The following is an 18,622-nucleotide window of genomic DNA, read 5'->3' as shown; positions in this document are numbered from 1 at the left end:
TGGCTATCTCTTTTCCTTTGAATATGGTTTCAGGCTGGCAATTCCAATGGCTTATCTAATACTTTTTCAATAAATGTCCTTACCAGTTTAGGATCAAATTGAATGCCTGCATTTTTTTGTAATTCCGCAATTGCAATTTCTTCTGATAGTGCACTTCGATAACTTCTCTCACTAGTCATTGCATCATAGGTATCTACTATGGTTATTATTCTTGCTACAAAAGGTATCTCCTGCCCTTTCAAGCCTTTTGGATATCCTTTTCCATCCCATCTTTCATGGTGATGCAATACGCACCTTGACATATCAGACATGTCATTTACTGTATTAAGAATTCTATAACCTATTTCAGGGTGACGCTTAATTTCATTCCATTCAGTATCTGTTAGTTTTCCTGGTTTATTAAGTATATTTTCATCTATAGCTATTTTTCCTATATCATGAAGTAATCCAATGCTTGTAAGTTCCTGAATCTCAGATTCATTCATTCTAAGAGCTTCTCCCATACGTTTACATAATACTGAAACTCTATGAGAATGTTCTTCTTCCCTTTTATTTTTTTCATGAAGTGTTTTAATAATAGCACTTATTGCTTTCCCTCTCATGCTTGGACTTTCAAAAAGTTTTTTCTTATACATATGATCTTCTGCTTTTTTTAATATTTCTTCGGTTATTTCTTCCTCGGTATTCTTAGTTTCATGACCAAATGAAATAGAAATATCAATAGATCCTACTTTTTCTTTTAATGCCAGATCATTTATGCGATTAATTATTTGCTCTGCTTGTAAAGCATCGGTTTTAGGTAATATAATAACAAATTCATCACCACCAAGTCTTGCAATAATATCATTAGTTCGACATCCAAGCTTTATTACTTCTGCAACTTTCTTAAGAAGCTCATCACCCATAATATGTCCAAAGGAATCATTAATAATCTTTAAACCATTAACATCACCCATAACAATGGTCAGAGGTAGGTTTCTTGCTGTATCAAGTCTATTTAACTCCTCCTCGTAAAATCTTCTATTGTATAGTCCTGTAAGCCGATCTTTGTAGCTTAGAAATTCTATTTTCTTTTGGTTTTTTCTTTCAGCTGTAACATCTCTGAATACCAAAACCGCCCCCTTAACATACCCATAATTGTCTTTTATATAAGAGACATTATAGGAAATCATTTTTCTCTTACATTCCTTTGTAATTAATATTTTGTATTCAACTTCCTCAAGTGATATCATACTTTCCAATACTTTTTTGACAGGATTATCACACTTTTGTTTTGTATCTTCATCTATAATATTAAATACTTCTTCAAATTTCACTACTTTTGTCTCTTCTTCTTTCCATCCTATTATTTTCTCCGCCGATTTATTGAACATTATAATATTACAATTAATATCTGTAACTATTACTCCTTCTCCAACAGATAATAGTGTTGTTTTTAACAATTCCTTCTCTTCCTCTATTGTCTTTTCTGCAATATGCCTTAGAGTTATATCCCTGATTATTGCAATAACTTCATTTTCTCTGCATTTCACTGCCCGAAGTTCATAATATCTATTGCCCTCAGGTGTATCAATATCATATTCAAAATTTTCCAAAGAATTATTTTCAAGAACTTTCTTGATTTTTTGAAAACTAGTTTCAGCTATTTTAGAAGGAAGCACATCCCAAATAGTTTTTCCTATGAACTCATGCTTTGAAATTTTCAACATGGAGTCATCCTTTGTTTGGCAATCTTTGAAAACGCCATTTCCATCCACAATAAAGATAATATCAGGAATAGCGCTTACTATTGCGCTATTTCGTTCTTCACTTTTTTTAAGATTTTCTTCACTTTCTATTAGTTGTTCATATTGACTTCTAAGTTCTTCTTCTATGGCAGATAGTTCATCAAATGAAGCCTCTATTTCTTCATTTGATGCTATTAACTCCTCTTTATTTTCACTTAATGCATCATTTACTTGTGATAATTCTCTAGTACGGGCAGCAACCTTTATTTTTAGAGTTAAATTCCATAACATTAAGATAACTATAACTGATATAACAACTACTATTAACCAAATATAACCTGTTAGTGTTTGATAGAGTGTTTTTTTTTCGTAAACACCTAGCCACGTGTCATAGTTCTTATCATCACCTATTATCATTGTTCTACTCAATTTTTTTTCATCAATGTATGGCTCTTTATTGCTAACTTCATTTTTTGAATTTACACTTTCTTTGTTATTAGCAAATACTGTTTTTGTGTAATTATTACCTAATAAAAAAATTAACATTACAGTAAATACTATAACAAATCCTTTATATATTGTCCTAATCATACCTTGCCCCCCTACATACATATTTACACTCATTTCCTGTTTTATTACAGAAATAATTCAATATTACTATATTCTACAAAATATACAAATTACCTTCAAGTAATCTATTTTTTTTAATATTTTCGACTTTTTATACTATTATTAAAAATCAATAGGGGGGTTAATTTAATTAAAATAAAATAAATATTGAAAAAAAGTGCTCCCGATATATTTTGCAGGGCTAGAATCCACCCTAAAATAAGCACCAATAGCCACTACTTCAGCCACTGATGCTCCCTTTAAATTTCAACTAATCACTTTATATATTAATATTGTTTAACTTAATAAAAAATACATTGCAAGGACTTAAGGAAGAGTTTGTTTTTATTTATTATCTATATATTTAATATTTTGATTTTTTGGCATAGATATATTCAATACTTTTAGTGTATTTTTATTTATGTACACTTCTGTTTCTGCTGAAATTTTAAGTGGCATATTGGATATATCCTTACCCTTTAGTACATCAACTGCCATGTTTCCTGCTTCATATCCTAGCTTATAATAATTAATTCCTACAGTAGCTAATGCTCCAGATTCCACTGAGCCTTTTTCAGACGCTATAACAGGTATTTTTGCCTCCAATGTGTTTTTTACTATTATAGGCATGGATGAGACTATTAACTGATCAGTTGGTGCATATAAAACATCTATTTTCGTAAGCAAGCTACTTATGGCACTATTAACCTCATTAGTATTTGTTACTCCGGAGGTAATAACTTCATATCCTTTAGCTGCCTTTTTTAGTTCGTTTACCTGTACTTCGGAATTCACTTCACTTGTATTATATAAAACTCCTATTCTTTTGACACTCGGCATCAATTGCTTTATTAACGCCAATTGTTTTTCCACTGGCAAATAATCTGAAGTACCTGAAACATTGGTTCCTGGCTTATTTAAAGATTTTACTATTCCAGCTTGTACCGGATCCGTAACAGCCGTAATTATTATTGGAATTTTTTTTGTAGCATTATATGCCCCCTGTGCTGAAGGGGTAGCGATAGCATAAATTAAATCCTTCTTTTGGGCTGCAAACTTTTTGCCAATAATTTGAGCTGTAGTTATATCTCCTTGGGCATTTTGATAATCAATCTTTATATTGTCCCCATCCTTATAACCCTTCTCCTCTAATGCTTTTATAAAGCCCTCACGGCTTTGATCTAGTGCAGTATATTCTACTATTTGACTTATACCTATATTTATAACTTTCTTCTTCTTATCCACCTTTGCACATCCTGTTAACATACATGTAATTATTACTGCGATAGCTACTATTTTTTTCATAATACTCTCTCCTTTATACTGCATATTCAAATTTTTTTAATATATTTTCTATTGTTAATTTTTTCTTCTCAGCTTGGTTTAAATCTAAAATAACTTCACCCTTGTGTAGCATTATTAGTCGGGTTCCATACTGGAGTGCATCCTTTAAATTATGAGTTATCATTATTGTAGTAATATTTTTTTCTCTTACAATCTTTTGAGTTAACCCCATTATCTCCTTAGATGTCTTCGGATCTAAGGCTGCAGTATGTTCATCTAGTAGCAATAACTTAGGAGTGGATAAACCTGCCATTATTAGTGATAATGCTTGCCGTTGCCCCCCGGATAAATACTTTACCTCCACATCCAAAAGTTTTTTTAGATCTAGTGATACTCCATTTAAAAGCTCTTCCAATTCCTTAGTTTTATATCTAAGGCAATTTTTCAAATTAATTAATTTCCCCTTATTCAAAGCCAGAGATAAATTTTCTCTAACGGTCATAGTTGGACATGTTCCTAAGGAGGGATTTTGAAAAACTCTACTTATATTTTCTGTTCTTTTATATTCAGGCATTTTAGTTAAATCATTTCCTTCAAGAAAAATATTGCCTGAAGTTTCTTTAACTAATCCAGAAATTATATTTAATAATGTGGACTTACCTGTTCCATTGCTACCAATTATTATTATAAATTCCCCTTGTTTAACCTCTAAATTAATGTGCTTAAATAACACATTTTCACCTAAATATGAATTATAAAAACTTTTTGATAAATCTTGTATTTTTAACATTTAGTAGCCTCCTTACAGTTTTAGTTGTTCCACTTTTCTTTCTAGCACCAATTGTTATAAATAAAATTATTACAAAAGATGTGACCATTTTTAAATCCATAGGCGTAAGTCCGATATTCATAGCTAAATATATGGTGATTTGGTAAATTAAAGTTCCTATAATCACACTACTTGTCTGTTTTATGAACTTTCCACTTTTAATAATAGATGCTCCAATGATTATAGAAGCAATACCTAAAACTAATGTACCTATACCCATAGATATATCTGAAAATCCTTGATATTGAGCCATCATACTTCCAGAAAAAGCTACAAGGCCATTAGATATCATAAGCCCAAATATCTTTATTTTTCCTATTTCTACTCCCAGTGATTTAATCATTTGTGGGTTATCCCCCACTCCTTTTAATGCATATCCCAATCCCGTTTTTAAAAACATATCAATGGTAATTTTAAATATTACAACAAAAATTAAAGCTACAATTAAAGGGTTAAAATCGAAAAATATATTTGTATCACTAAAAATAGGAATATTTGCTTTCCCCATAATCCGTAAATTTACAGAATATAAAATTCCCATTACTAAAATACCTGAAAGTAAATTTGATATTTTAAATTTAACATGCAGTATTCCTGTGAGTAACCCCGCTATACATCCTGCAACTAGAGCAAGCACTGAACCTAAAATAGGAGAAATTCCACTTTTTAAGGTTACAGCTATTATTGCTGCTCCCAAGGAAAAACTTCCATCAACTGATAAATCAGGGAAGTCTAAAATTTTATAACTTATATACACCCCCAATACCATAATTGATAAAATTAAACCTTGTACTAGTACTCCTGCTACAACTTCCATAAAAAAAACCTCCTTTTTAAAATTTAGGTAAGATATTTAAAATACAAAAAAGTCACATGGAAATCCATGTGACTTAGGATAATAATCAAAAAAGCCACATAGATAATCTATGTGGCTTTTTTCATATTACTAATGAAAAACTTACAATCATAGCCAACATAGATACAAATCATTTGATGCAAGCATCAATGGACCTGTACCTATGCTTAATTTGCAGGTACAAATCCTATCTAAATTGGCTAGTAAAGACAAATTGTGTTTTTTGATTTAATAAGTTTTTCATAATTAATCTCCCCTTAAAAAAATATTATATTTATAATACCACTACTTTTCTAAATAATCAAGCTTATTTTTCCTTAAGGAAAAAATACTACACGATTTTAAAATATTTTTATTATACTACTGAACGATTTTCATAATCATTATCCAATAAGTCTTCGTTTTTTTCTGTAATATATTCCTTGCATAGCAAGGCCCTAATGTATCCCCTGTCATTAGTGGTGGATTCTATATAAAAACCTCTTCCATAATAAAATCTAATAAGTGAAAACATTCTGGATGCAGTATGAAGATATAAAGATGTAATCCCGAGTTCTTTCATTGAGTTGTCAATTGCATTCATTAATATTTTCCCGATACCGTTATTTTGATGTGAGGCTGAAACGCCAAATCTACTTAAATAAGCAGTTCCATCAGGCTTGATTTCAATTCTCACACTGCCAATAACCTCTTCGTTATATAGAGCTACAAAAACTTCAGTAGTTTCTATAGCCTTTTTTACTTCCTCATAAGTTTCATTAAGAGGTGCAATAAGTTCTGTAATTGATGCATTTGCAGTATACATCTTAAAAGATTCTCCTGCGAGTATTCGTATTTCTTCAATGTCGCTAGTAAAAGCTTTTCTAACTTCAAAAGACATTTTTTCCATGGATCTACCTCCCCCATATCACATTATTTCTGTGAGTAATTATATATAATTTTTAATCAAAAAACAACATATTTTTCGTTAAGAACATGTTAAAACTTTTTTTATAAATCTATAACCTCTTCTGTGGTTAAGTCTTTTGTAAGAGCTCCATAACGGGTTGACAATATTTCAAATTTATTTGTACTAAAAGATGATTGTTACGATAAAGTCGCATTAGAAAAATGGTATAATTTTTCAATACAGCTTTTGTTTCTTCATATGAAGACGCACTTATTGGACATCCTGTCTATCGTAACCCTTCTGTAACCAAAACTTAATCTTATTTTAACTTCCTATTTTAAATATAATGTTAGAATGTATTTATATTAAGGTTATAAACTATTAAAAGCATTTAGTAACATAGCGTAACATATGCTTTTTATAATAAACTTATAATGGGAAGTGAGGATTATACAAATGAAAAAAATAAAGATTACTATTATTTCGTCAATTTCAATTATTGCTTTGGGAGTGGCTGTTTTTTGGGGATATATATATGTCAACACTAAAGAATGGGAGGCCATAGTATACCCTAATACTAAAATTGAGGATATAGATGTTTCAGGAAGAACCCTTGATGAATCAAAGAGGTTAATTACACAAAAATATGGAGATGCAATACTAAAAAAGAATATAACTATAAAAACATCTAATAAGGACTACAAATTGAACTATTCAAAATTAAATGCACGATACAATATTGAAGATATAGTAAAACAAGCCTTCGATTATGGGAAAAATTTAAATTTATTTGATAAATATAAAGTGATAAAGAACCCTACAGCCCATCAATATAATTTAAAATTTATTTATGATCCAGCGCCAATAAAGAAATTTATTTCTACCATAAAGAAGGAGATAGAAATTGGATCAAAAGATGCAAGTATTTCACTAATAAATGATAATTTTCAAATTATTCCCGATAAAAAAGGAATAAAACTTTTAGACGACAAACTAGAAAAAATTATACTGAGCAATGTAAATGGAAATATTAATTCTAAGGATATAGTTGAATCTGCACCAACGGAAAAAGTTTTAGCTAATATTACTAGTGATAAACTTGAAAATATTGATGCTAAGATTTCTTCTTTTAGTACAAGCTATACCTCTTCCGATTCTGCTAGGTCAACCAATATTGAGCTTTCTGCCAAAAGTATAAATAGTAAACTACTAATGCCTGGAGAAACCTTTAGTTTTAACAAAACTGTTGGAAATAGTTCAACTGACAGAGGATATAAATTAGCTCCAGTAATAGTGGGTAAAAAGTTAGAATTAGCTTCTGGTGGAGGAGTATGCCAAGTTTCAACTACTCTTTATAATGCTATATTAAGAGCTAACATCTCTTCTGTGGAAAGGTACAAGCATTCCTTACATTCTAGTTATATTGGTGTAGGTATGGATGCTACAATTGCTTACGGCATTCTGGATTATAGATTTAAGAATACGCATTCTTATCCTATATATATAGAAGCTATAACACAAAACAAAAATGTAACATTTAATGTTTACTCAAATTCAAGTCTTAACAATAAAAAATATGAAATCGTTAATGAAGTTGTAGGAAAGAATGTAAAGGTATTTAGGACTACCTATGAGAATAGTAAGTTACTATCAAAAGATTTGCTTTACACAGATAGCCTTACATAAGAAAGGTTAATATTATTTAAAACTCATGGGAATATAGGAACGTCTCTTAGAAGTTATATTTGCTATTTGTTTTTATGCTCCTTTTCTAACTTAGAGAATGTGTAAGATATTATTAATGCAATTACCCCTACTATCATAAATACTAGTGTCTTAATTATAAAGTTGAATGAATAGAAATCTACCAGCATCAATTTAGCACAAGTTATAAGTGATAATATTAAACCGTATTTTCTAAGTTTAGAATTATTTATCTTAAATCCTAAAAATACACTACCTAAAGCAACTAACATCAGTGATGTACTAATCAGTAATTGTTTAAATTCATACACTGCGTCCACCATAAAACTTAATCTCACTACTATATAAGTTGATAATAATGCATAGATTAGTTCTTTATTGTGTCCTAATCTCTTAGTATCTATATAATCTTCAGTGAACATAGATACTAAAATGAACACTATAAGAGCAGTGGTTAAATAAAACTCTGTATTCCCAAATAAGCCTGAAATTATACAGGCTAAAGTTACAATACATAAGCTTATATAATTCATTATTTTTATGTTATCATGCCTTAATATAGCAACTTTGTTCATTATAACTGTGTATATAATACATATGCTAAGGACTATAAATGACTCTAAATTATTCAGCACGTCTATATTTATTATCCGATTTAATACCCAACCTGCTATAGTTAACAGGTAAAAATATTTAAATGCTATAATTACTAGATTATTTTTAAACTCTTTACTACAATACAGTATTGATGCAAATAATACTATATATATTATACTAATAGACCTATCTATATTAAACAAGTAACTTAATATACTAATGAATACTAATCCTATTAAAGTAGATTTTAAAAAAATATTTTTATCTTTTAACCATGCCATTAGTGTACTTAAAACTAGAATGGATATTGCAATTATTGTAACTGTGGTATATTTATCACCCCACATTAAGTTTATTCTTAAAAGTATGGCTAAACAAGTTAACATAAAACCTACATAACCTGTCCATTTTGATGTATTTTTTACTCTTAAAAGTATTACAATTCCAATAATACAGTAGGCAACTAGAGGTGTGTACCAGATGGCTGAGTTCCAATATTTTCCTGATATTACCAGTGGATATATTATAAAATACAGTAGTAGCCCTACAGAGTTAAGTGTGCTTTCTTTTTCTTTGCAAGTCAGCATAAATTGCACACTATATATAACCGTGATTGTTATTAAAAGCAATATTAGAACATCCTCATCAAAACTCACACCAATTATAAGAGTAGAGAATAAAGCCAGCATTGATGTGTATAATTCAAATGATATGTTTATATCTTTGTTTTTTATTGCTTGCAGTGGAAAATATATATTTAGTATATTTATAATTACGAGTATTGTAACTATAATGTAGGACTGCTGCATCGATATCTTACCTACAGGAACTAAGCATATATATGCTCCTATTAAAGTTACGATTCTAAGCAAATTTGATTCCTTTTTATAACTTAAATATATTGCCCCACCAGTTATAATTGCGGTGATAACTAATGCAAATATACCTGTAAGATTGTTTAATACTAAGTAGTTTATTATTACTGCTGTATATAAACCAGATATTCCCAGTGCCGTTATGCCTTTTGAGAACTTGTAATTTTTCTTACTAAAATATAATTCCCCAACTAATAGGATTAATGTAGATATTACAAACAGGGTTGCTCCCTTCATCTCTTTTGACATAAAGTTTACATAAACATATCTGCCAAATGTAGAAAGAGATATCAAAATTAAAATTATACCCACTAAGTTTAAAGCTCCTACCCCTAGTTTTAGTCCATTCCATCCTATTTTCTTAACTGTAGTATGGTTTACAATTGGCAGGCTCTCAGATAAAGGATTATTACTAGATTCCTGCACGTCAGTGGACTTACTAATTTTTGTTTCCAGATGAACTAGTTTACTTTCTAAATTACTCGCCAATTGGAATAAATTAGATATTTTCGGAGTTAACCCTAACTTTTAGTCGCATTTGTACTTTCCAGTTCGCTTATTCTATTTCTTAGCAGAGCAAATTCATTTCTAGTTTTATCTACTATACTGCAACTACTAACCGCAAGTTTGTCTAATAGTTGTTTATTTTCTAGGTATACTACCTCTTTTTCTTTTCTTTCTACTGTTTCTAAGTCTAACAATATAAGACGGATTTCTTTATTTATCTCATCCTGTAACCTTAGATACTCATCAATACTCTTCATTTACAATCCCCCTGACATGTTATTTGTAAAATATATAATAAAATACCATTATATCCTTATTTAATTATAACACCTTTGCGGAACTAGTGAAAGCACATGGTATTTATCAACATTTACCAAGTGCGATATGCCCGTTACTATGGAGATTCCTGCAATATACTTCAACAACAAAAAACTACCGAATTACTTCAGCAGTTTCTCTACATACTCATTTGGAATTTTATCGAACCTTTTGGTTAATTGCTTAATTAGCATTTCCGTTTTATCTTCTGCTTTTACAATATTTTTAACTTATTGATTTAACTTTTTATAATTTACTTCTTTAAAGCTATTTATCACTAAATCCGCCATGGAAATATTTTGGCTTCCTGTAGCATCGCTATCTATTCCTACACACTTCATACCTGCTTTTTTAGCTGCAAGAACCCCATTATGGGAATCCTCAATAACTACACAATTTTCAGGGCTTACCCCCAGTTTCTCTGAAGCAAAAAGAAATATATCTGGTTCAGGCTTGCTTCTCTTTACATAGTCGCCGGTAACAAAAACTTCAAAGTATTCTTCTATTTGAAATTTCTTTGCTATAGCCTCAATTACATTTAGTGGTGATGATGATGCAATTGCTAGCTTTATTCCATTCTCATGCAAGTCTTCTATTAGCTCTTCCACCCCCTCAATAAGGGTTATCTCGCATTCATCTGAATTAAGGTATTTAAAATATGTACTTCTATCATATTCAATTAACTCCTCGAGTGTTTGATTAAGCTTATATTTATTTTTTAAAGCTTCCCACATATAATGAGATGTCGCTCCTACAAAAGAGTGATGCTCATCTCCTGTAACCTCTATACCTAATTTTTTAAAAGTCTCATCATCCAGTTTCATATGTATAGGTTCACTATCGATAATTACTCCATCCATATCAAAGATAACTGCTTTTAACATAAAATCACCATCCTGTTATTTTCTATTATACCTTATCCTATAGCTTCTAATACTCCAAATATAAAAAGTGAGAAGCTAATATAATTAACGGGTTCTGTTTTGAAGTACTTTTACTAAAATATCATTATATTAGCAGTTAATAATCTATTTACTCATTCCATTAACTATCCCTTTTATTGCATCAATTACTACCTGGGGCTTATCCTTCTGTATAAAATGACCACACTCCTCAACAATAATATGTTTACTATAATCTGATAAGGTTACTAAGTCTCCTTGATATTTTAACCAGGCCTCTTCTGTAAGAGCAGCAGAGGTTTCACCTTTATGGTCAGCGGTAAGGACAATTATTGGAATATTCCTTAATGCATCCTTTTCTCTTATTTCACTTACTTGTTTAGCACTAATTAGTAATTCATCAAAAGTTTGTTCTGTACCAATCGATTGGCTTTTCACAATTTCTATTTCTTTTGAAGAAGAACGTTTCACCCTATCTTCAAATTGATTTTCATGTGAACAATCAACAAATACAATACCAGACACTTCTTTAGGGTATGTACCTGCGAATAATCTTGCATTATAGCCTCCAATTGAATGCGCAACTATAATATAAGGGGCTTTAACCTTTGCTTTATTTAAAACAGTATGTAACTCGTGAACTTGGTCTAAGCTGCTTCTTGGTAAATCACCTGTATCACTATTTCCGAGACCTGCTCTATCATAAGAAAATGTTCTTGTATTTTTTGATATTTGATTTTGAACTACCTCCCAGTCAAAATGAGTACACCCTAGCCCTGATTCAAATACGACAGTTGGATCCCCTTTCCCATAACAATTCACATATAGCCTCGGCAATTTTGTTTCTTTTATTTTTATAAACATAGAATCCCCCTTTAGATATATTTTATCCATGTGATGCGTTAGTATTAATTTATGTGTATTATTAATAATAGGTATGCCTCTTATCAGAGTATATAAAATTAAAACTTATATACTATTCATTAAATCGCCACATTGCCATATTACCATTTTTATATAAAATAGTATATATTTGTTTTAAATTCCGTATTATTTAGTTGTTAAAGAACATTATTCATATTTTGAAATTCATTAGTTAAGACATATTTTCCTCATATTGTATACCTTCTTTAATATTATTTTAGCATAAATATTATCCTTTGAAATCGCGTACAAAATCACTTGTTAAATTCAAATACATATTAATAAAAATATATATGAAGATAGTTGTACCAAAAAAATAACGCTATGTTAAAATCATAGTGTTATTTTGAGTGAGAATGAATGATATTTTTTCAATAGAACCTTAAAATGGACCTCGTTATTAATATAATAACTCCGCTTTTATTAATTAAATTCCATCTTCAGTTTTAATATACTTTACCCCAGTTGTTTTAATCTTTTTAAATAAACACGTTGAATTTATACTTGAATTTACTACCACCTTAGCTAATTCTTTTATAGATGTAGTATCATCTTGGAATTTAGCTTCAATTAATGAAACTAAATTACACCCTGCTATAACTTCCATGTTGTCTTTATCATTAGCAATTAAAGCAGCCATTTTAAAAGGGGTTCCACCCGTTATATCGCAAAAGAATAATATAGATGTACTTAAGTTTTTGTTTATTATGGTGTTAAATTTTACTCTTAATGTTTCATCTGTAATCCCTGCGCCAATTGTAAAGGACCGCTTAGTATCATTACTGATACAGGAAGCAAAAAAGCATATTCCGCTTATAGCTATGTGAAGAAAATATAACCCTTCCAAACACCAAGTAATAACATTAATTAGTTGAAGTATGTCTAATCCATCCTTGAATTTATTCTTTTCTATTCTTCCAAGTAAATTATTAATACCATTATTGGACTCAGTGGTATTTTTTCCAATTAGCTCTGCTGCCACTTCTTCATCATCTTCATAAAAGGTCTTAATAATAAAACGGTATCAATATTCATGTCGCTCTAGTAGTTTGCATTTTAATTTTGAAGAGTGTAAAAACATTTCAAAAAAATCTGTTTCTATATCAGCAATTTCCATTTCTGCTATTTCCCTCATAAAAGTAAATACATAATTATATAGGTATAAATAAAACTCCTTTTTATTATTAAAATAATGAAATAATAGAGATTTAGAAATACCTGCTTCTTTCGCTATTTCAGACATAGGGGATTTTTTATAGCTATTTTCAGAAAAAAACCTATACCCAGCATTTAAAATTGTATTCTGTTTCTGCTTAGGCAAATTATAAAATTTATCATTCAAGTGGCTCCTCCTCTCGTTGACCGTATCGGTTAATATAATTGTAACTCTATTGACCGATTTGGAGAAGACGCATTTTCAAAAATTCTTCATGTTAATATAATTGATTGAGCTTAAATTATTATAAAAGTAATTGCATATAGCAATTACTTCTAATAAATTTCATTTAAAAATGTACCTAAAACATGAAAAAAGTTGTTTGTACAGAAATTAAAATTACTATTAGCAGTTAGTTTATATTGCATAATGACATAATGTTTTTTTATTGATAAAATAGATGCATATGGCAAGGAGGCATCATAGATGGATGATTTAGATATTAAGATAATAAATATTATTAGTAATAATGCAAGAGTATCACATGAAGAAATAAGCAGAATTCTACATATCTCAAGGCAAGCAATTCATCAAAGAATAAAAAAACTAGAAGATAGTGGAGTAATAAAAGGTTATAAAAGTATTATTGATTGGGCTAAATTAGGTGAAGATACCAAAGCATATATATATGTAAGAGTAAACATGTCAAATTACAAAGAGGATATACAAGAATATATTAATATCAATATACCTAATGTATTTATAGAAGAATGTCAAAGAATACATGGGGATTGGTGTATTGTAATTAAAGTTCGAGCAAAGTCTACATCAGATATTACAAATTTCATTGACCAATTATGGAAAGTAAAATCTACTATAGATACGGCTACTACATTTATTTTATCAACAGTAATAGAAGATAATATAAAATAATAATTAAATTAAGGGGTGATAATGGATGAAATTTAATAAAATAGTGTGTATTGATAAGGCCGGATTGGACCCTTGGGCAATTGAAGAATTAAAGAAATATTCTAAAAATCCAGTTGAGATATTTGATGATTATCCACAAAATAATGACGAAATTATATCAAGAATTAAAGATGCTGATTGTGTGCTTGTATCTTGGAATACACAGATAGATAAAGAGGTAATTGAAAAATGTAATCATATCAAGTATATTGGAATGTGCTGTAGTCTTTACGATGAAATTTCAGCTAATGTTGATATTAAAACTGCTAGAGAGAGCAATATTGATGTTCGCGGAGTTAGAGACTATGGAGATGAGGGATTAGTTGAATTCATTATTAGTGAATTAATAAGGCTAATAAAGGGTTTAGGAGAATGCCAGTGGAAAGATGAGCCTATGGAGTTAACACAAAAGAAAATTGGAATAATTGGGATGGGAACAACAGGGAGAATGTTGGCCAAAAGAGCATCTGCCTTCGGAATGAAAGTTTATTACTTCAGTAGAAATAGAAAATTAGATATTGAAAAGGAAGGAATAGAATATCTTTCACTAAATGAGTTATTGAGTACAACAGAAATTATATCTATTCATTTGCCTAAAAATACAATGATACTAGGAAAAGATGAATTCTCTTTATTTGGTAAAGGCAAAATACTAGTTAACACTTCCTTAGATCTTCCATTTGATGTGCCAGCATTCTTGGAGTGGATACAAATCGAAGGGAATTTTGCTATATACGATGAAGATGGTGTAGGAAGGTACCAACAAGAGTTTCAGAAATATCCTAATATAATTTTATCTAAAAAAGTAGCAGGTTGGACAAAAGAAGCAAGGCAAAGATTATCTAGTAAAGTCCTACAAAACATTGAAGAGTTTTTAGGGTATCTGTAGTCTTTCAAATACAGAGAAATCAGCTAACCCATTAATTTTCCTAATGGATTAGCTAATTTCTCTGCAGCAAAAGGAGCTGGGTCGTAAACTCTACCGCATACAATAATATCTGCTTTGTTCGATCTTCTTACTTTGATATATCTGGAAAATTATAAATTCAATACATCCTTTACTGTATATAAACCAGGTTCTTTTCCATAAATAAAAGAAGCTGCTTCGCATGCCCCCTCAGCAAAGCATTCCCAATTGTGAGCATGGTGCGTAATTTCCAACCGTTCACCTTGAAGGCCAAAGAGCACAGTATGACTGCTAGAGATATCTCCTGCACGAATGGAATGATAGCCTATAGCCCCCGGGACCCTGGCGCCTTCACCCTGTCTTCCATGAACTGCAATTTCCTTTAGCGATTTATCAAGAGCTTTTGCAATAACTTCACCCATTTCTTTTGAGGTTCCACTAGGCGCATCTTTTTTATTTCTATCATGCATTTCTATAATTTCGATATCAGCTGTATTACCAATGGCATTTGCTGCAATTTCTAGTAAGGAATACATAAGATTTACCACCCTTGACGTATTAGCAGCATATACTATTGGGATTTCTTTGGAAATTTCCTTTATTCTATCTAGCTGTTCTACAGAAAATCCAGTAGTTCCACAGACCACAGCTTTTTTTGATATCAATGAACTTTCAAATACCGACATAGAGGTGGCTGGATTACTATAGTCAATAATTACATCACATTCATCAATTACATTTTCAAGTTCCTCCACAACTTTCGAAGAAGTAGTTTCTCCAAGGTTACACACAATCCCCAAATCTTTATTGATGTATTCTCTTCCCTTTGGACCAATTCCATAAAGAAGTTTCATATCAGCTCTTGAACTTGCTACCTTTACGATGAGTTTACCCATTTTACCTTTAGGACCAACTACGATAAGGTTCATAGTACATACCTCTCCTCTCTCTAACATAAATACTAAAAGTTAAAATTCCAACTTGGTTTTTAATATTTAATAAATTTATTTTAATACTTTTTCATAACAGCAAAACGGCTTTTCTTTCCCTAGGTAACTCATTTCTCCAACAAGCTTATATCCACATCTTATAAATAACGCGTTCATATTTGGATTTTTTGAATAAGTATCTGTTTTTAAATATCTTAAATTGTTCTTTAAAGCTAATTCATCAGTAAACTTCATTAATTCCGTACCAATTCCATTTCTTCTGTACGCCGGAGAAACTGACATTCTATGGACAACCATAGCGACTTCATTTAATGTCCAATTTAATTCATTATACTCAACAGGCTCTACCTTATTAATACATGTAAAACCAGCTATTTTCCCTTCTCTTTCTATCACAAATAAGTGCTCTTTTTGTATATCATTTATAAAATCTTTTTCTTGAGGGTAATTTTCATCCCATTGGCTGTTGTTATAAGATCGCATCTCAACAATAGTTTGCTTTATAATTCCCATAATATCTTTTAAATCTTCTAAAATCGCTTTTCTTATTATAATAATCACTCCTAATTTTTTCAACTTGCTCTATATGTTCTAGTCTATTGTTTTTATTATATTATAAACCATCTTTCTTCACCTATCTATACTTTAATTATTCTTATTTAATACTTCTAATAGTTTTTTAGAATAACTGCTATAAAGCAAATACTTAAAAGGTTGTAAGTGATTTTTTAAAATTCCAATTGTTATTTTTGTACTAAGAAATTTAAAACTCCAGCGCTTATAGCCCCTAATGATAGGATTGTAAATAATCAGAGTTTTAAAAGATTATAGATACATTTGTGGAAATTACAGTAATACTTTAATAATTAGGGAAAAGTTTATTGGCTTGTCTATTTACGACAAGCCAATTTTATATTCTTTTACCCTCAATATTGCTAACGTAGCCATATATTTCAGTAGTTTTTATATATTCCAATCATCACAACAAAATTTCCTTATAACTAATCTATCTGTTTCTAAAAACAACATTACATCTCTCCTTTTAATTCACATTTTCTTACTAATCTAATTTAGCCCACAATAAAATTATAAGTATAGATTAAAATTACCACAACTGAAGGAATAATTATAATTGTTTTTTCTAAAATTAGTTATTCATAGGGTTTGCACCTGAAGCTTGAGAGCAACCACCAGATGTGGTCTTTTAGCACCACAATAGGCTGTAAGTATTATCCAGTAATATGGGCAAAATAAAACTGGATGATAAACATGCCCTAGGGAATTTACATATGCGGATATAAGAAGCTTTTCAATTTGATAAGGAGGCAGCTAATTAAAAGATATTAAACCATGGAGGGGATAAAATGAGTTTTAAGATTATTGCAGACTATCATACTCATATTAATATCGCAAAGGGACATATTCCCTTATTTAATATTATTTTCGGAGAACATGCAAAAGGAAGTATTGAATCAAATGTTAAAGTTGGAATAAAAAGAGGATTAAAAGAAATTGCCATAACAGACCATGCTTATAACCATATTACCTTCGGGATGAAACTAAATCAATATGAAAAATTACGTAAATTAATTGATGATCTTAATAAGAGTTCATTATTGAAGGAGAATGACTTTAAGCTTCTTCTTGGCGTAGAATATAATATTAAAATACATAAATTATCATATTTAGGATAAATTACTCGCGTAAACAATATACCATAAAATAATTAAAGAGTATCTATAATCCTTAATTATTTTTTAATAGGTAAGACAATTTATTATAATTTTTTTCTGTTTTTATAATATAAAGAATATTAATAATTATTATCACTTGACAATTAATATCATTAGAGTTATTATAATACCATAATAAACTTTACTATTAGGAGGAATTAATTATGAAATTTGAATTACCAAAACTATCTTATGAATACAGTTCACTTGAACCTTATATAGATGCTCAAACAATGGAAATACATCACAGTAAACATCACCAGGCTTATGTAAATAACTTAAATGCAGCTTTAGATAAATATCCAGAGCTTTATGATAAAGGCTTAGAATGGTTATTAAAAAATCTAGAGGAGATTCCATCTGATATACGAATGGCTGTTAGAAATAATGGAGGAGGGCACCTTAATCACAGTATGTTTTGGAATGTTATGTCACCAGGTAAAATGGGCACACCAAAATCAGAACTAAGCAAAGCTATTGATGAAAAATTTGGAAGTTTCCAAGTATTTAAAGATGATTTTGCAAAAGCAGCAACAACTAGATTCGGAAGTGGTTGGGCCTTTCTTGTAATAAATAAAAACAAAGAACTTGAAGTTATTTCAACACCAAACCAAGATAATCCAATTACTGAAGGATTTATACCTATCTTAGGATTAGATGTTTGGGAACATGCATATTATTTGAAATTCCAAAACAGACGTCCTGACTATATTTCTGAGTGGTGGAACGTAGTTAATTGGGACTATGTATCAGAACTATATCTAAATGCTATAAAATAAAAATAAAAAGCAAGGTTGTGAGTGATTAAATCTCACACAACCCTGCTTTTTATTTTGTCTTTATAATCTTTTAAACATTGTAACCAATGGAGATACGTTTATGG

At 29.9% G+C, this 18,622-nt stretch carries 18 protein-coding genes; 5 read left to right on the top strand and 13 right to left on the bottom strand.

Annotation, left to right across the window (positions count from 1 at the left end):
• Nucleotides 1–29: 29 nt before the first annotated feature.
• The 5 genes from G9F71_RS10980 to G9F71_RS10960 all read right to left on the bottom strand — a co-directional run bounded on the left by G9F71_RS10980 (nt 30) and on the right by G9F71_RS10960 (nt 6,194).
• Nucleotides 30–2,318: an HD domain-containing phosphohydrolase gene (locus G9F71_RS10980; RefSeq protein ID WP_224626333.1), complete on the bottom strand. Its 2,289-nt coding sequence runs from the start codon at nt 2,316–2,318 to the stop codon at nt 30–32.
• A 363-nt stretch (nt 2,319–2,681) separates the two neighbouring features.
• The gene (locus G9F71_RS10975) at nt 2,682–3,641 is read right to left on the bottom strand and encodes an ABC transporter substrate-binding protein (protein ID WP_187353436.1); all 960 of its coding nucleotides are present in this window, start codon (nt 3,639–3,641) and stop codon (nt 2,682–2,684) included.
• A 13-nt stretch (nt 3,642–3,654) separates the two neighbouring features.
• Nucleotides 3,655–4,410 (bottom strand): ABC transporter ATP-binding protein, encoded by a 756-nt coding sequence (locus tag G9F71_RS10970; RefSeq protein WP_164948264.1) that lies wholly within the window; start codon nt 4,408–4,410, stop codon nt 3,655–3,657.
• Complete coding sequence (locus tag G9F71_RS10965) at nt 4,373–5,266, bottom strand: ABC transporter permease (RefSeq protein WP_164948265.1); 894 nt, start codon at nt 5,264–5,266, stop codon at nt 4,373–4,375. The genes G9F71_RS10970 and G9F71_RS10965 overlap by 38 nt, the downstream gene beginning before the upstream one ends.
• A 394-nt stretch (nt 5,267–5,660) precedes the next feature.
• Nucleotides 5,661–6,194 carry a GNAT family N-acetyltransferase gene (locus tag G9F71_RS10960; protein WP_164946212.1) on the bottom strand — a complete coding sequence of 178 codons (534 nt, stop codon included), beginning with the start codon at nt 6,192–6,194 and terminating at the stop codon, nt 5,661–5,663.
• 456 nt (nt 6,195–6,650) lie between these two features.
• On the opposite strand from G9F71_RS10960, the gene G9F71_RS10955 reads away from it, so the two are divergent.
• Nucleotides 6,651–7,880 (top strand): VanW family protein, encoded by a 1,230-nt coding sequence (locus tag G9F71_RS10955; protein WP_164948266.1) that lies wholly within the window; start codon nt 6,651–6,653, stop codon nt 7,878–7,880.
• Between the two features lie 62 nt (nt 7,881–7,942).
• On the opposite strand, the gene G9F71_RS10950 is transcribed toward G9F71_RS10955, so the two are convergent.
• The 6 genes from G9F71_RS10950 to G9F71_RS10925 form a co-directional block, all read right to left on the bottom strand.
• On the bottom strand, nt 7,943–9,859 hold the full coding sequence (locus tag G9F71_RS10950; RefSeq protein ID WP_164948267.1) for a DUF2339 domain-containing protein: 1,917 nt from the start codon (nt 9,857–9,859) through the stop codon (nt 7,943–7,945).
• Nucleotides 9,860–9,891: 32 nt separating this feature from the next.
• Entirely contained in the window at nt 9,892–10,134 is a 243-nt protein-coding gene (locus G9F71_RS10945) for a hypothetical protein (RefSeq protein ID WP_164948268.1), read from the bottom strand.
• A 291-nt stretch (nt 10,135–10,425) separates the two neighbouring features.
• Nucleotides 10,426–11,079 (bottom strand): HAD family hydrolase, encoded by a 654-nt coding sequence (locus tag G9F71_RS10940; RefSeq protein ID WP_164948269.1) that lies wholly within the window; start codon nt 11,077–11,079, stop codon nt 10,426–10,428.
• A gap of 144 nt (nt 11,080–11,223) precedes the next feature.
• Nucleotides 11,224–11,961, bottom strand: coding sequence for an alpha/beta fold hydrolase (locus G9F71_RS10935; protein WP_164948270.1), 738 nt, complete (start codon nt 11,959–11,961; stop codon nt 11,224–11,226).
• 487 nt (nt 11,962–12,448) lie between these two features.
• Nucleotides 12,449–13,003, bottom strand: coding sequence for a hypothetical protein (locus tag G9F71_RS10930; protein WP_187353437.1), 555 nt, complete (start codon nt 13,001–13,003; stop codon nt 12,449–12,451).
• 42 nt (nt 13,004–13,045) lie between these two features.
• Nucleotides 13,046–13,363: a TetR/AcrR family transcriptional regulator gene (locus G9F71_RS10925; RefSeq protein ID WP_164948271.1), complete on the bottom strand. Its 318-nt coding sequence runs from the start codon at nt 13,361–13,363 to the stop codon at nt 13,046–13,048.
• A 300-nt stretch (nt 13,364–13,663) separates the two neighbouring features.
• Between G9F71_RS10925 and G9F71_RS10920 the strand changes: the two genes are divergently transcribed.
• Nucleotides 13,664–14,110 carry an Lrp/AsnC family transcriptional regulator gene (locus G9F71_RS10920; protein WP_164948272.1) on the top strand — a complete coding sequence of 149 codons (447 nt, stop codon included), beginning with the start codon at nt 13,664–13,666 and terminating at the stop codon, nt 14,108–14,110.
• Between the two features lie 25 nt (nt 14,111–14,135).
• Nucleotides 14,136–15,038, top strand: coding sequence for an NAD(P)-dependent oxidoreductase (locus G9F71_RS10915; RefSeq protein WP_164948273.1), 903 nt, complete (start codon nt 14,136–14,138; stop codon nt 15,036–15,038).
• A 149-nt stretch (nt 15,039–15,187) separates the two neighbouring features.
• Here G9F71_RS10915 and dapB read toward each other — a convergent pair whose 3' ends face one another.
• Together dapB and G9F71_RS10905 are read right to left on the bottom strand one after the other, a co-directional pair.
• Nucleotides 15,188–15,985 (bottom strand): 4-hydroxy-tetrahydrodipicolinate reductase, encoded by a 798-nt coding sequence (gene dapB / locus G9F71_RS10910; RefSeq protein WP_164948274.1) that lies wholly within the window; start codon nt 15,983–15,985, stop codon nt 15,188–15,190.
• A 75-nt stretch (nt 15,986–16,060) separates the two neighbouring features.
• A complete protein-coding gene (locus G9F71_RS10905) occupies nt 16,061–16,582 on the bottom strand; it encodes a GNAT family N-acetyltransferase (RefSeq protein ID WP_258881102.1) in 522 nt (173 codons plus the stop codon).
• 788 nt (nt 16,583–17,370) lie between these two features.
• Here G9F71_RS10905 and G9F71_RS10900 point away from each other — a divergent pair.
• Both G9F71_RS10900 and G9F71_RS10895 read left to right on the top strand, forming a co-directional pair.
• Nucleotides 17,371–17,700 (top strand): PHP domain-containing protein, encoded by a 330-nt coding sequence (locus G9F71_RS10900; RefSeq protein ID WP_164948275.1) that lies wholly within the window; start codon nt 17,371–17,373, stop codon nt 17,698–17,700.
• A 203-nt stretch (nt 17,701–17,903) separates the two neighbouring features.
• Nucleotides 17,904–18,518, top strand: a complete 615-nt coding sequence (locus G9F71_RS10895) for a superoxide dismutase (protein ID WP_164948276.1) — start codon at nt 17,904–17,906, stop codon at nt 18,516–18,518.
• Nucleotides 18,519–18,622 lie beyond the last annotated feature (104 nt).

Source organism: Clostridium sp. FP2, assembly GCF_011065955.2.
GTDB classification, from domain to species: domain Bacteria; phylum Bacillota; class Clostridia; order Clostridiales; family Clostridiaceae; genus Clostridium_AD; species Clostridium_AD tagluense.
This window is presented reverse-complemented; position numbering and strand designations above follow the sequence as displayed.

What these genes read in the sequence shown, in the direction of transcription:
- G9F71_RS10940 (WP_164948269.1), bottom strand. Translation starts at nt 11,079, where the DNA reads ATGTTAAAAGCAGTTATCTTTGATATGGATGGAGTAATTATCGATAGT.
- G9F71_RS10975 (WP_187353436.1), bottom strand. Translation starts at nt 3,641, where the DNA reads ATGAAAAAAATAGTAGCTATCGCAGTAATAATTACATGTATGTTAACA.
- G9F71_RS10935 (WP_164948270.1), bottom strand. Translation starts at nt 11,961, where the DNA reads ATGTTTATAAAAATAAAAGAAACAAAATTGCCGAGGCTATATGTGAAT.
- G9F71_RS10970 (WP_164948264.1), bottom strand. Translation starts at nt 4,410, where the DNA reads ATGTTAAAAATACAAGATTTATCAAAAAGTTTTTATAATTCATATTTA.
- G9F71_RS10900 (WP_164948275.1), top strand. Translation starts at nt 17,371, where the DNA reads ATGAGTTTTAAGATTATTGCAGACTATCATACTCATATTAATATCGCA.
- G9F71_RS10960 (WP_164946212.1), bottom strand. Translation starts at nt 6,194, where the DNA reads ATGGAAAAAATGTCTTTTGAAGTTAGAAAAGCTTTTACTAGCGACATT.
- G9F71_RS10980 (WP_224626333.1), bottom strand. Translation starts at nt 2,318, where the DNA reads ATGATTAGGACAATATATAAAGGATTTGTTATAGTATTTACTGTAATG.
- G9F71_RS10955 (WP_164948266.1), top strand. Translation starts at nt 6,651, where the DNA reads ATGAAAAAAATAAAGATTACTATTATTTCGTCAATTTCAATTATTGCT.
- G9F71_RS10915 (WP_164948273.1), top strand. Translation starts at nt 14,136, where the DNA reads ATGAAATTTAATAAAATAGTGTGTATTGATAAGGCCGGATTGGACCCT.
- G9F71_RS10945 (WP_164948268.1), bottom strand. Translation starts at nt 10,134, where the DNA reads ATGAAGAGTATTGATGAGTATCTAAGGTTACAGGATGAGATAAATAAA.
- G9F71_RS10920 (WP_164948272.1), top strand. Translation starts at nt 13,664, where the DNA reads ATGGATGATTTAGATATTAAGATAATAAATATTATTAGTAATAATGCA.
- G9F71_RS10895 (WP_164948276.1), top strand. Translation starts at nt 17,904, where the DNA reads ATGAAATTTGAATTACCAAAACTATCTTATGAATACAGTTCACTTGAA.
- dapB (WP_164948274.1), bottom strand. Translation starts at nt 15,985, where the DNA reads ATGAACCTTATCGTAGTTGGTCCTAAAGGTAAAATGGGTAAACTCATC.
- G9F71_RS10965 (WP_164948265.1), bottom strand. Translation starts at nt 5,266, where the DNA reads ATGGAAGTTGTAGCAGGAGTACTAGTACAAGGTTTAATTTTATCAATT.